Source organism: Geothrix fermentans DSM 14018 (assembly GCF_000428885.1).
GTDB lineage: Bacteria > Acidobacteriota > Holophagae > Holophagales > Holophagaceae > Geothrix > Geothrix fermentans.
This window is the reverse complement of sequence record NZ_KE386810.1, coordinates 703,021-715,803: the sequence shown is the minus strand read 5'-3', so window position 1 is coordinate 715,803 and position 12,783 is coordinate 703,021. Positions and strand designations below refer to the sequence as shown.

The window sequence follows — 12,783 nt, the reverse complement described above, 5'->3', positions numbered from 1 at the left end:
CTAAAGTGAGGATATGAGCGACAAACTGAGCGTCGGCCTCCTCTTCGGCGGGGAATCCCCCGAGCACGAAGTCTCCATCGTCACGGCCCGGGCCATCGCAGAACACCTGGATCCGGTGCGCTTTCACGTCCGGCCCATGGGCATCGCCCAGAACGGCGTGTGGGTGGTGGAGGGCGATCCCTTCGCCCGCCTGGCGGCCGGGCAACTGCCGGAGCGCAGCAGCCACCCCTTCCTGCCCCTGGAGCAGGGCGCCGAGGCGACCCTGCTGCCGGACCTCTTCTTCAACGCCCTTCACGGCGCCGGCGGCGAGGACGGCCAGATCCAGGGCTACCTGGAGCTGCTGCACCGCCCCTACACGGGCGCGGGCCTGCTGGCCATGGCTGCGGGCATGGACAAGTGGATCACCAAGCGCCTGTGGGAGTCCGGGGGGCTGCCCGTGGTGCCCTATGTGGGGCTCACGGAGGAGCGCTGGCGGCGGGGCCAGGCGGCCTGTCTGGCGGAGTGCGCCAAGCTCGGCCTGCCGCTCTTCGTGAAACCGGCCAACCTGGGCAGCAGCATCGGCGTGGAGAAGGTGAAGCGCGCCGAGGACCTGGCCGCGGCCCTGGACCGGGCCTTCACCTTCGACCGCCGCGTGCTGGTGGAGCAGGGCCTGGACGTCCGTGAGATCGAGGTGGCCGTGCTGGGCGGCGACCAGCCCCTGGTGTCCCAGCCCGGCGAAGTGATCGTGGCTGACGAGTTCTACACCTTCGAGGACAAGTACCTCCACGGCCGGAGCCGCACGGAGATCCCCGCCAACATCCCCGAGGAGCTGGCGGACCTGGTGCGGAAGCTGGCGGCGGAGGCCTTCGCGGCCTCGGACGGCTACGGCATGGCCCGGGTGGACTTCTTCCTGGAGCGCCTGACTGGCCGGATCTTCCTGAACGAGCTGAACTTCATCCCCGGCTTCACCAGCATCTCCATGTATCCCAAGATGATGGCCGCCAGCGGCGTGCCCTATGCCGAGCTGCTCACCCGCCTCATCGACCTGGCCCTGGCCCGCCACGCCCAGACCGCCGTGAAGCAGAAGGGCTTCCGCTCCGGCAGCGACTGGTTCCGGGGCCCCCAGAGCTAGCGGGTTCCACCCCAGGGACCGGCTTTTCACCGACAGCTGATAGCTGACAGCTGACAGCCCTTTTCCACGTAGACTGTCCCCATGCACGCCCGTACCTGGCTCTCGGTGTTCTCCTTCCCCCTCGTGGCCGCCTTCACGCTGCCGGTGATCCAGCGGGGCGAGCAGCCGCGCACACAGCCCAAGCCTGGGGTGAAGGCGCCGCCCCAGGATCCCCTGGCCGGCATGTCGGATATCCAGGACGTGCTGGCCCTGGTGCAGCAGAACTACGTGGACCCGCCGGATATGGAGAAGGTGGTTTCCGGCGGCATCCAGGCGGTGCTGGAGCGCTCCCATCCCCTGAATGCCTACCTGTCCGCGGAGGACCTGAGGCTGCCGGATCCCGGCCCCGCCGAGGCCGGTCTGGTGGTCGTGAAGCGGGGCATCTATGCCACCGTCCTGGCGGTGACGCCCGGCGGCCCCGCCGCCAAGGCCGGCATCCAGCCCGGTGACGTGATCCGCAAGGTGGACGGCGATTCCGTGGGCCGCCTCAGCGCCTGGGCCCTGGAGCGCCGCATGGCGGGGGCGGAGAGCTCCACCCTGGACCTGTACCGCTACAACGCCACCGGGGACCTCACCAAGACCACCCTGCAGCGGCAGCGCCTGCCAAAGGCCCCCGAGGCCGTCAAGCAGGGCGCGGGCGCGCTCATGGTGTCCCTGCCGGACCTGAATCCCGGGCGGGCGGAGGAGCTGAAGAAGCTGCTCGCCTCCCAGGACCACGGCCAGACCCTCGTCCTCGATCTTCGCCAGTGCGTGAAGGGCTCCACCGAGGAAGCGGCCGCCGTGGCGGGCCTCCTGGGCGCGAAGGGCCCCCTCGGCACCTTGCAGGAGGCCGGGAAGCCTGATCGTGAGATTTCCGTATCGGGCACGGGGGTCCCCTTCGCCCGCCTGTCGCTGCTCGTGGGCCGCTCCACCCTGGGCCTTCCTGAGGTGCTGGCGGCCTGCCTGAAGAAGGGCGGCGCCCGGACCTTCGGCGAGAAGACGCCCGGCCTGGGCGTGGAGCGGAGCCGCTTCATGCTGAAGCAGGGCGGGGCCGTGGAGCTGGTGTCCCGGCGCTGGGTGGGCCTGGGCGGCGAGAAGCTCGACCGCCAGGGCGTGGCCCCGGACCAGACGCTGAAGCTCACGGACTCGGACGACGCCCTGGCCAAGGTGCTGGCCGCCCTCCAGACCCCGCCGCCCGCCGCGCCCGCGAAGGCCACCTAGCTTGGCCCGAGGCAAAGGCAAACGCACCTCCACCCTGGCCCTGCTGGGCTGGGCCACCTTCACGCTGCTGCTGGGACTGGGTGCGGGCCTGATGCTGGGCCAGCAGGGCTGCGACCGCCGCCAGACGCCCGCCAAGCGGGAAGCACCGGAACCCCATAAACCTGACAAGCGACCGGCCGAGCCGAAGGCGAAGCCGTCCTCTGAGGCCGCCAGGCCTCAGAGCCCTGAACCGGAGCGCGCGCTCCCCCGCCTCGCCCTCGTCATCGACGACCTCGGCTACATGCAGCCGGAGCTGGTGACGCGGCTGTGCAGCCTGCCCGTGCCCTTCAGCGTGGCCGTGCTGCCCTACCAGGAGCACACCCGGGAGAGCGCGGACATCGCCTACCGCCTGGGCAAGGAGGTCATGCTGCACCTGCCCATGGAGCCCATCGGCTATCCGGGGCCGGGCCGCGACCCGGGGCCCAATGCCATCCTCTACAACCTTCCGGAGACCGAAGTCCGCCGCCGCGTGCGCCTGGCCCTGGACGACATCCCCCACCGGGTGGGCGTGAACAACCACATGGGCAGCCGCATCACGCCGGACCGCACCCGCATGGGCTGGGTGCTCCAGGAGCTCAAGGCCCGGAAGCTCTTCTTCGTGGACAGCCGCACGGAGAAGGACAGCGTGGCCTTCGACGTGGCGGAGCAGCTGGGCATCCCGGCCGTGCAGCGGAAGGTCTTCCTGGATGACGACAAGGCCTTCCCCGAGATGGAGAAGCAGTGGGACCGCGCCCTCAAGCTGGCGGAGAAGGATGGTTCGGTGCTCATCATCGGCCACATCTACCCGGAGACCGTGGAGGCTCTGGAGAAGCTGGTGCCCCGCAGCAAGGGGCAGGTGCGCTTCGTGAAGGCCGGTGAGCTCTCCCGGTGATAGGCTGGTCCCGGCGATGGCGTCCGCCCCATAACCGCCTGGATGGCTGATGACGCCTGTGGATCCTGGAGGACACAGGCATGGCTTTCTATTCGTTTCTGGCGGTGGGCGTCGGCGCGGCCCTGGGCGCGTGGCTGCGCTGGGGCCTGGGCGCCCTGTTGAATCCGATGCTTCCGGCTCTTCCACTCGGGACGCTGGCGGCGAACCTGCTGGGGGGCTACCTTGTGGGTGTGGCCGTGGCGGTGTTCACCCAGCATCCGGGCCTGGCGCCTGAGGCCAGGCTCCTCATCATCACGGGTTTCCTGGGCGGGCTCACCACCTTCTCGACGTTCTCTGCCGAGGCGGTGCATCTGCTGACCCGCGGGGAGTATCTCTGGGCCGTGGGGCACATGGCCGTCCACCTGGTGGGATCGCTCTCCATGACCCTGCTGGGGCTGCTGACGGTGAAGGCGTTCGCGACCGCCTAGGAGGCGCCATGAAGGGGATCTACCTGACCTTCTTCGTCCAGGAAGACCGGACCCACCGCGGGATCCTGGTCTACGAGTGGCTGCTGAAGGAGGCGCGGCGGCTGGGCCTCAAGGGCGGCACGGCCTTCAAGGCCGTCGCGGGCTTCGGCCGCCACGGACTCATCCACGCGGACCACTTCATCGAACTGGCGGGCGACCTGCCGGTGGAGGTGACGTTCATGGCCACAGAGGAGGAGGCGAGCCGTCTCATCGCCTTCATCGAGGCCGAAGGCCAGTCCATGTTCTATGTCTCGGTGCCCGCCGAGTGCGGCTTCATCAACGAGAAGGCGCGCGCCTGATCCTGATCAGTGCCCGCACCCGCAGCCGCCGGTGAAGCAGGCGCTCTTCGCGGCGCGGACCATGCCGAGCCCCTCCCGGCCGATGAGGACGGCGAGGCCCAGCGCCGCGGCGGCATCCACCCACCAGAGGGTGGGCGCGAGGAGGAACAGCAGGCTGCCGAAGAAGAGCACGACGGAGAGCTGGATGCAGGCCCGGCTGCAGGCGGCATCTGCCTCCACGGTGGCGCTGTCCAGGGCCTTGGCCGCCTTCAGCTTGGCGCGCCACAGGAAGGCCATGAAGGAGAGGGACAGGGCCGAGATGACCAGTCCCGGCACGGTGGTGGGTGGGTGGGTGCGGGCAGTGAGCTGGAGGACGGCGCCCCCGGCGATGCCCAGGGCCAGCCAGAGGAAGAGCCAGCCGATGCCGCGCGTGGCCTTGCGCTCCCGCTCCAGGTTCCCGTGGTCCAGCAGCTTCCACAGCACCAGCACGGCGGAGGCCACTTCGATGAAGCTGTCGGCGCCGAAGCCGAAGAGCGCCACGGAATCGTCGGCCCAGCCGAAGGCCATGGAGACCAGCCCCTCCGCCAGGTTGTAGGCGATGGTGAGGCCGGACAGCCAGAGGGCCCGCCGCCGCCAGTCCACCTCCGGTCCCATCAGGCGTGCGCCTCCCGCACCTTCCGCGCCTTCACGAGCACCAGGGTGGAGCCCTTAGGGGAGCGCTCCATGTGCACCTCGTCCATGACCTGGCGCATGAAGTACACGCCACGGCCACCGGGCTTCAGGAGGTTCTCGGGCAGGTTCGGATCGGGCAGGGCCTCCAGGTCCACTCCGGGGCCGCGATCCTCGATGCGGATCTCGAAGCGGTCGGTCTTGGGGGTGAAGGTCACCTTCACGGGCTTGTCCCGGTCCAGCTTGTTGCCGTGCCGCATGGCGTTGGCGATGCCCTCCTGGATCGCCAGCCAGAGACGCTCGCCATCCTCCTGGGTGAAGCTGAGGTGCTTCAGGAACTCCGCGCCCACCACCTGGATGAGGTCGATGAAGCGCAGGTCCGTGTTGCAGGTGAGGACGACGGGCAGAAGGGCGGGATGAGCCATAGGACGGAAATTCCCTTTCAGAGATCCGGGGAGCCAAGGTCAAGGTACTTGGAATCCGCCCCCCGGGGCCAGAGGTTTTGCCATGGCCTGCAAGGCATCTGGAACCAAAGGGAGTGCGTGCTGAAGATCACAATTAGGAATTAACGGTCCTAAATATGGGAAATTGTGGAACACTGCTTTCCGGCGCCCAGAGCGGGCATGACGGAGGTACCCATGAAGGCAAGGTGGTGGCTGGTGTTGCTGGTGCTCCTGGCGGGCTTCGGCGTTCTGGGGTTGGGTGGCAAGCAGATCGCCCAGAATGCCCCCCCGATCCCCCAGCGGGTGGTGGCGGAGGACGGCACCCAGCTGGTGGGCCCCGGCCAGATCCTGGAAGGCCAGGTGAGCTACCTGGGCCACGGCGGCCAGCACATCGGCTCCATCTGGGGCCACGGGGCCTATCTGGCGCCGGATTGGACGGCCAAGGCGCTGCACCAGTGGGCGGCGCACACCCTGGATGGTGTGAAGGCCCAGGGGGCGTCCATCGCCGATGCGAAGGCCACCACCATGTCCATATTTCAGAGCAACCAGTATGAATCGTCCACCGGCACCCTGAAGCTCAACGCCGCCCAGGCCGCCGCCTACCTGAAGACCCGCGCGGAGTTGACGAAGGTCGCCGTGGAAGGGGACAAGGACGCGGCGATTCCTGCCCGGTGGATTCCCACCGTGGAGGAGGGCGAGCGCGTGGCCGACTTCTGGCTCTGGACCGCCTGGAGCGCGGCGGCCCGCCGCCCCGGCGCGGACCACAGCTACACCCAGAACTGGCCCCAGGAACCCCTGGTGGGCAATGTCATCACGCCCATCAGCCACCTCTGGAGCATCCTCTCCGTGGTGCTGCTGCTCCTGGGCGTGGGGCTCATGGTCTGGCACCACGCCAACCAGCCCGCCGAGGAGTTCCCGGATCCCAAGCCCATCCTGCCGGCCCCGGCCACGCCCAGCCAGCGCTGGTCCGCCATCTACTTCGCCGTGGCCATGGCCCTGTTCCTCGTGCAGATCGGCATGGGCGTCATGACCGCCCACGATGCGGTGGAAAGCAACGGCCTCTACGGCCTCGACCTCTCCCGCATCCTGCCCTACGCCGCCTCCCGCGCCTGGCACCTGCAGCTGGCCGTGTTCTGGATCGCCACCTGCTGGCTGGCCACGGGCCTCTACCTCGGGCCCAAGCTCAGCGCCAAGGAGCCCAAGGGCCAGTGGCTGGGTGTCGCCGGCCTGCTGGCGGCCCTCGTGGTGGTGGTGGTGGGCGCCCTCGCCGGCGCGCACCAGGCCATCATCGGCAAGCTGTCCGGCTCCTTCATGCTGGGCACCCAGGGCTATGAATACGTCGAGCTGGGCCGCCTCTGGCAGATCCTGCTGACGGTCGGCATGGTCATCTGGCTGGTGCTGGTGCTGCGCTCGCTGATCCCCGCCCTCAAGGGCGAAAAGGGCCGCCTGGGCCTGCTCAAGCTCTTCGTGCTGTCGGCCATCGCCATCCCGCTCTTCTACTCCGCGGGCTTCATGTACACCCGGGAGACCCACATCGCCCTGGCCGAGTACTGGCGCTGGTGGGTGGTCCACCTCTGGGTGGAGGGCTTCTTCGAGGTCTTCGCCACCGTCGCCATCGCGCTGCTCTCCACCCGCATGGGCCTGCTCCGCGAGGGCACCGCGCTGCGCGCCGTGAGCCTCTCCATGGCCCTCTTCCTGGGCAGCGGCGTCATCGGCACCTTCCATCACCTCTACTACACCGGCTCCCCGGCCTCCATCTCGGCCCTGGGCTCCGTGTTCAGCGCCCTGGAGATCGTGCCCCTCAGCATCGTGGGCTTCGAGATCGTCATGAGCCTCAAGGCGGGCCGCGCCCTGGGCAGCGGCTACGAGTGGCCCTTCAAGTACTTCGCGGCGGTCTGCTTCTGGAACCTGCTGGGCGCCGGTGTCTTCGGCATGCTCATCAATCCGCCCTCGGTGCTCTACTTCGGCCAGGGCCTCAACACCACGCCCATCCACAGCCACGCCGCGCTCTTCGGGGTCTACGGCTTCCTGGCGATCTCCCTCATGCTCTTCGCGCTGCGCGGCATGACGCCGGACCGGGCCTGGGACGAGAAGTGGCTGAAGTGGGGCTTCTGGGGCCTGAACCTGGGGCTGGGCATCATGCTGGTCTGCTCGCTGATCCCCAGCGGCCTCTACCAGTTCGCCCAGAGCCTGGAGCACGGCACCTGGTATGCCCGCAGCGCCGAGGTGGTGCAGAGCCCGCTCATGCGCACCTTCACCTGGCTGCGCGTGCCCGGCGACACCCTCTTCGGCCTCGGCGCCCTCGCCGTCATCCTCTTCACCTTCAAGGCGGTCATCGGCGCCTGGGGTTGGAGGAGCGCTGAGGAGACGAAACCCGCCCGGGAAGAGGTGGATGGCGCCCCCGCCTTCGCCCTGAACGAGGACTGATCGGATCTGGACCAGAGCGGGGCCCCTGCCGCGAGGCAGGGGCCCCGCTTCATTCGCAGGCGCGCCACAACCCTAAGTTCTAGGGAAGCCACCAGCCTTGGATCGCGTTGACACATCGTATCGGAACAATAAATTGGGGGCCCGTCCTGGTGCGGGGTCTTCCAACCATGCGGAGCGGAGCTCCGCGGGATCGAGTGAGGTGACCATGTCGATGTCCGCGTTCGTCCTAGCCTGTTCCCTAGCGGCTTTCATCCCCTCACCGCCGTCGGTGGCGCCGCAGGCCCAGCCGCCCGCTCCGTCGCTGGGGGCGACCGATGAGCGCGCCGCGGCCTGTCCGGTGTGCGGAAAGACCATCGCAGCGGGGCAGGGCTCCAAGATCCTGGTTCGCGGCCATGAGTACACAGTGGACGACGCGGCCTGCGGCGAGGAGTTGGCCGCGAATCCGGACAAGTACCTGAACGCCGACGGTACCCCCAAGAACGCCAAGAAGGGCTCGAAGAAGGGCCCCAAATAGGATCCTGCCAGGCTCAGCTTCCGGCCTCCGGCCCCGCCCGGGGGCCGGGTTCATCCGCTGTTGCGCAGCCCCGCGGCGATGCCGTTGATGGTGAGCAGGATGCTGCGAACGGTGGCATCGGCGCGGTCGCCAGCGCGGTAGCGGCGCATCAGTTCCACCTGGAGGTGGTTCAGGGGGTCGAGGTAGGGGAAGCGGTGCTGGATGGACCGCCTCAGGGTGGGGTTGTCCTCCAGGAGCTCCCGCTGGCCCGTGATGGCCTTCAGGGCCGCGATGGAGGCCTCGCATTCCGCCCGGAGGCGCCCGAAGATCCGGTCCCGCAGCGCCGTGTCACCCACCAGGCCCGCGTACCGGGAGGCGATGCCCAGGTCCACCTTGGCCAGGACCATGTCCATGCTGGACAGCAGGCTCCTGAAGGTGGGCCAGCGGGCGTGCATCTCCCGCAGGAGGGCCAGGCCCGCTTCGCCATGTTCCCGCTCGAAAGCGCCGACCGCCGCGCCGAAGCCGTACCAGCCCGGCAGCATGACGCGGCACTGGCTCCAGCTGAAGACCCAGGGGATGGCGCGGAGGTCTGTGATGGCGCGGCTGGCCTTCCGGGCGGCGGGGCGCGAGCCGATGTTGAGCCGCGCGATCTCGGCGATGGGGGTGGACTCCCAGAAGAACCGCTCGAAGCCCTCGGTGCCGTAGACGAGGTCGCGGTAGGCCCGGCAGGCCTCCGCCGACAGCTCATCCATGGCCTCGGGGAAGCGCGGGTCAGGACCGGCGCCATCGGCGTCGGGCAGGCTGGCCTCCAGGGTGGCGGCCACCAGGACCTCGAGGTTGCGGCGGCCCACGGCCGGATGCCCGTACTTGGCGGCGATGACCTCGCCCTGCTCCGTGAGCCGGATCTGGCCCTGAACCGCGCCGGGCGGCTGGGCCAGGATGGCCTCGTAGCTGGGGCCGCCGCCCCGGCCCACGGATCCGCCCCGGCCATGGAAGAGGCGCAGGCGGACCTGGTGGCGCGAGGCCACCTCCACCAGGCGCGTCTCGGCCTTGTAGAGCTCCCAGCGCGACGTGATGAAGCCGCCGTCCTTGTTGCTGTCCGAATAGCCCAGCATTACCTCCTGCACCCCGCCGCGGTCCTCCAGCAGGCGGCGGTAGAGGGGCAGGGCGAGCAGCTCATCCAGGATCCCGCCGCAGCGCTGGAGGTCCTCGATGGTCTCGAAGAGGGGAATGAGGTGGATGTCGAGGCGGCCCTCCGCGGGACGCAGGATCCCGGCTTCCCGCAGCATCACCGCCGCCTCCAGGAGGTCGGAGACGCCTTCGGTGTGGCTGACGATGCAGCTGGGGACGGCTTCGGGCCCCAGCTGCCGCTGGGCCTCGGCGGCGGCCTGGAACAGGGCCAACTCGCCGCGGGTCTCCTCGCCATAGGCCAGGTAGGGCGAGGCGAGGGGGCGGGGGCTCTCCAGCTCCGAGGCCAGCAGGGCCACCCGCTCCGCCTCGCCCAGGCCCAGGTACCCGGTGCCTGGCCGCACGGCCTCCAGCAGCTCTGCCACCACGCGGGCATGGACGTCGGAGCTCTGGCGCAGGTCCAGGGGGGCGAGGTGGAACCCGAAGACCGACACGGCCCGCCGCAGCTCCCGCAGGCGCCCCCGGGCGAGGTGGCGCCCGCCGTGGGCGCGCAGGGAGCGATCCAGGATGTCCAGATCCGCCAGGAGCTGGGCGGGTGAGGCGTAGGGTTCCTGGGAGCCGGCGGGCTCGGCGGCGGCGTCCATCCGGTGGGTGGCCGAGAGTCGCTCGAAGATCAGCGAGAGGGCCCGACGGTAGGCCTCGTCCGCGTGGCGGGGGGCTTGGTCCGGAGAACGTCCGGCCAGGTCCAGGAGCTCCGGGGTGGCCTTCGACACCTGCAGGCTCAGGGACAGCTCCTCGGCCAGGGCGCGCGTCTCCCGCAGAAGATGGCCGAGAATCGCGCGGGACTGCGTCCGCAGGGTCTGCCGGAGCACCTCGGCGGTGACGAAGGGGTTGCCGTCCCGGTCACCGCCGATCCAGCTCGCCACCCGGAAGAAGGGCGGCAGCTCCGTGTCCCCCCAGGCCGGGTCCCGCCCGAGCCGGTCCTCCAGGTCCGCGTAGAGGGCCGGCACCTCTCGCAGGAAGGTGCGGTCGAAGGTGGAGAGGGCGCTGGAGACCTCGTCCGCCACCGCGGGCCGCTCGGGGCGGAGCATGCGCGTCTGCCAGAGCAGCAGCACCTGCCGCTGGAGGTGCTCGTCCCGGAGCTCAGCCTCCCTGGGGGTGCAGACGCCGCGGTCCCGCTCGTCCAGCAACCGCGCGATCACCATCTGGGCGTTGAGGATGCTCTTGCGCTGCACCTCGGTGGGATGGGCGGTGAGCACCGGCCGGATCAGGGCTCCGGCGAAGAAGGCCCGCAGCCTTTCGGCGTCCAGGCCCGCCGCGGCCGCCCGTTCCAGGGCATGATCCAGGGAGCTGGGCCGGGACGGCGTGTGGTCCATGCGGTGGGCCCGGGAGCGCCGGATGTGGTGCTGGTCCTCTGCCAGGTTGGCCAGCTGGGAGAAGTAGCTGAAGGCCCGGACCACCAGGATGGCCTGGCCGGGGCTGAGGTCCGCGAGGAGCGTCCGCAGCGCCTCCCCCGCGCCGGCGTCCTGGGCCCGCCGGAAGCGCACGGAGCGCTGCCTGATCCGCTCGATGAGGTGGTAGACCTCGGGGCCCTCCTGCTCCCGGACTGTGTCCCCCAGCAGCCGTCCCAGGAGGCGGATGTCCTCTTTGAGAGGCAGGTCCTTGTCCAGGTAGTCGGAGTCCATGGGAGGGTTCCCGGAGAGGCGGCGAGGGGGGCTCAGGCCAGGGTACCTCATCGGACCCATTCCATCTCGATGGTGCGCCGGCGTCCTGCGGGGGGTATGATGAATAACCTGACTAACCAGGTCAGGATTGTGCAATTCAGGATGATGGGGCCGCCATGAAGGTGATCGTCGCCAAGACCGCGGGATTCTGCTGGGGCGTGAAGCGCGCCATGGACGCGGTGCTGGAGGCCTCGGTGCGGAACGACGGCCGTACGGTCCAGACGCTGGGCCCCCTCATCCACAACCCCCAGGCGCTGGATCTCATCGGCAAGCGGGGCGTGGCCGTGGCCGAGGCGCCGGACAAGGTGGAGAACGGCACCGTGGTCATCCGGGCCCATGGCATCCCCATCCAGGACCTGCGGGGCCTGAAGGAGCGGCAGAAGAAGGGGGAGCTGAAGATCGTGAACGCCACCTGTCCCGAGGTGGCCAAGGTCCACCACAAGATCAAGAAGTGGAGCCCCAAGGGGTACTTCACCGTGATCCTGGGCAGCCACGGCCATGCGGAGAGCGTGGCCCACCGCAGCTTCGCGGACAGCGGCTCGGTCATCGTCGCGAACATGGCGGAGGCCGAGGCGCTCACGGACGAGCAGCTGAAGAAGGTGCTGGTGGTGGCCCAGACCACCTTCACGGTGAAGGACTATCACGCCATCACGGACTACATCCGCACCCGCTCGGTGGACGCGGTTTTCGAGAACACCATCTGCGAGGACACCTGGATGCGCCAGGACGAGGCCAAGAACCTGGCCCGCACGGTGGACACGGTGATCGTCGTGGGCGGCAAGGCCTCCAGCAACACCAAGCACCTGGCCGAGCTGGCCCACCACTACGGCAAGCCCGTCCAGTACGTGGAGACGGCAGCGGAGCTGGACCTCGGGATGTTCTCGGGCCGGGAGACCGTGGGGGTCCTCGCCGGCGCCTCCACGCCCACCTGGCTGGTGGACGAGGTGGTGGATGTGCTGGAGCAGCTGGGCGACGGTCCGAGCCGCTGGCGCAGCTTCCTCCAGGCCGCCTTCGGCAGCTCATCGCTGCTGGCCATCGGCGTGGCGCTCATGACCCTGGGCGTCCACAAGTGGCTGGGCCTGCATCTGGGCTGGCGCTATCCCCTCCTCGCGGGCACCTACGTGCTGGCCATGTACCTGCTGAGCCCCTTCCTGGATCCCCTGGGCCTCGGCGCCAAGGGGCCGGCCCGGGCGCGGTTCCTGGAGCGCAACCGCAGGGTCCTGATGACCACGGGCCTGGTGGCCCTGGCCCTCACCCTGGGACTGGCGGCCAGCCTGGGCCCCAAGGCCCTGGCAGTGGCCGCGGGCGCCGTCCTGGTCGGCGCCGCCTACAAGCGGCGCTTCACCCTGGGGAGCCGCGCCTTCAGCCTGCGGAATATTCCGGGCTCCAAGGACGTGGTGGTGGCCCTGGCCCTGGCCACGGTGGCCGTCATCATGCCGGTCTGGCAGGAGGGCCGCATCTGGGACCTGCGCGCCTTCGCCGCCATGTTCCTGGTGGGCGTGCTGACCTTCGTGCGCACGGTCATCTACGAGATCCGGGACATGCAGAACGACCAGATCGTGGGGAAGGAGACCCTGCCCATCTTCATGGGGAAGGCCACCACCAAGGCGGTGCTGCTGGCCCTGCTGGGGACGCTGCTGGCGGGCACCCTCTGGCTCACCTTCGAGAACCGCCAGCACGGGCATCCCCTGGCGGTGGCCCTGGTGCTGGTGGCCTGCGCGGCCTACCCGGTGCTGTACCTGTGGCTCTACCACGAGCGCTTCACGACGGGGAAACACCGCTTCGAGCTGAGCGTGGACCTGAGCTTCTGGCTCGTGGGGTTGCTGGCCATCGTGTAGTTCTTGCCCTTTCATGG

The 12,783-nt window shown here is 69.4% G+C and carries 11 protein-coding genes and 1 riboswitch; of the genes, 8 read left to right on the top strand and 3 right to left on the bottom strand.

The genetic code is table 11. The features are described 5' to 3' along the window. The first annotated feature begins 13 nt into the window (after positions 1–13). From G398_RS18610 to G398_RS0113820, 5 genes are all read left to right on the top strand, one after another. Positions 14–1,111, top strand: a complete 1,098-nt coding sequence (locus G398_RS18610) for a D-alanine--D-alanine ligase family protein (RefSeq protein WP_084512711.1) — start codon at positions 14–16, stop codon at positions 1,109–1,111. 81 nt (positions 1,112–1,192) lie between these two features. After that, positions 1,193–2,350, top strand: a complete 1,158-nt coding sequence (locus tag G398_RS0113835; protein WP_026854035.1) for a S41 family peptidase — start codon at positions 1,193–1,195, stop codon at positions 2,348–2,350. 1 nt (position 2,351) lies between these two features. After that, entirely contained in the window at positions 2,352–3,260 is a 909-nt protein-coding gene (locus G398_RS18605) for a divergent polysaccharide deacetylase family protein (protein WP_052572006.1), read from the top strand. A gap of 3 nt (positions 3,261–3,263) precedes the next feature. Beyond that, positions 3,264–3,326: riboswitch (Fluoride riboswitch) on the top strand. A gap of 14 nt (positions 3,327–3,340) precedes the next feature. Next, on the top strand, positions 3,341–3,727 hold the full coding sequence (crcB, locus tag G398_RS0113825) for a fluoride efflux transporter CrcB (protein ID WP_026854034.1): 387 nt from the start codon (positions 3,341–3,343) through the stop codon (positions 3,725–3,727). Positions 3,728–3,735: 8 nt separating this feature from the next. Continuing rightward, positions 3,736–4,065, top strand: coding sequence for a DUF190 domain-containing protein (locus tag G398_RS0113820; RefSeq protein ID WP_026854033.1), 330 nt, complete (start codon positions 3,736–3,738; stop codon positions 4,063–4,065). 6 nt (positions 4,066–4,071) lie between these two features. Here G398_RS0113820 and G398_RS0113815 read toward each other — a convergent pair whose 3' ends face one another. Then, positions 4,072–4,698 (bottom strand): cation efflux transmembrane domain-containing protein, encoded by a 627-nt coding sequence (locus G398_RS0113815; protein ID WP_026854032.1) that lies wholly within the window; start codon positions 4,696–4,698, stop codon positions 4,072–4,074. Further along, entirely contained in the window at positions 4,698–5,138 is a 441-nt protein-coding gene (locus tag G398_RS18600; RefSeq protein ID WP_052572005.1) for an ATP-binding protein, read from the bottom strand. The genes G398_RS0113815 and G398_RS18600 overlap by 1 nt, the downstream gene beginning before the upstream one ends. 213 nt (positions 5,139–5,351) lie before the next feature. On the opposite strand from G398_RS18600, the gene G398_RS18595 reads away from it, so the two are divergent. Both G398_RS18595 and G398_RS20905 read left to right on the top strand, forming a co-directional pair. Continuing rightward, positions 5,352–7,583, top strand: coding sequence for a nitric-oxide reductase large subunit (locus tag G398_RS18595; protein ID WP_052572002.1), 2,232 nt, complete (start codon positions 5,352–5,354; stop codon positions 7,581–7,583). 205 nt (positions 7,584–7,788) lie between these two features. Continuing rightward, entirely contained in the window at positions 7,789–8,097 is a 309-nt protein-coding gene (locus G398_RS20905) for an eL24 family ribosomal protein (RefSeq protein ID WP_157492426.1), read from the top strand. A gap of 50 nt (positions 8,098–8,147) precedes the next feature. On the opposite strand, the gene ppc is transcribed toward G398_RS20905, so the two are convergent. Further along, the gene (gene ppc, locus G398_RS0113795) at positions 8,148–10,889 is read right to left on the bottom strand and encodes a phosphoenolpyruvate carboxylase (RefSeq protein ID WP_026854031.1); all 2,742 of its coding nucleotides are present in this window, start codon (positions 10,887–10,889) and stop codon (positions 8,148–8,150) included. A gap of 155 nt (positions 10,890–11,044) precedes the next feature. On the opposite strand from ppc, the gene ispH reads away from it, so the two are divergent. After that, on the top strand, positions 11,045–12,766 hold the full coding sequence (gene ispH / locus G398_RS19930; protein ID WP_052571999.1) for a 4-hydroxy-3-methylbut-2-enyl diphosphate reductase: 1,722 nt from the start codon (positions 11,045–11,047) through the stop codon (positions 12,764–12,766). Positions 12,767–12,783 lie beyond the last annotated feature (17 nt).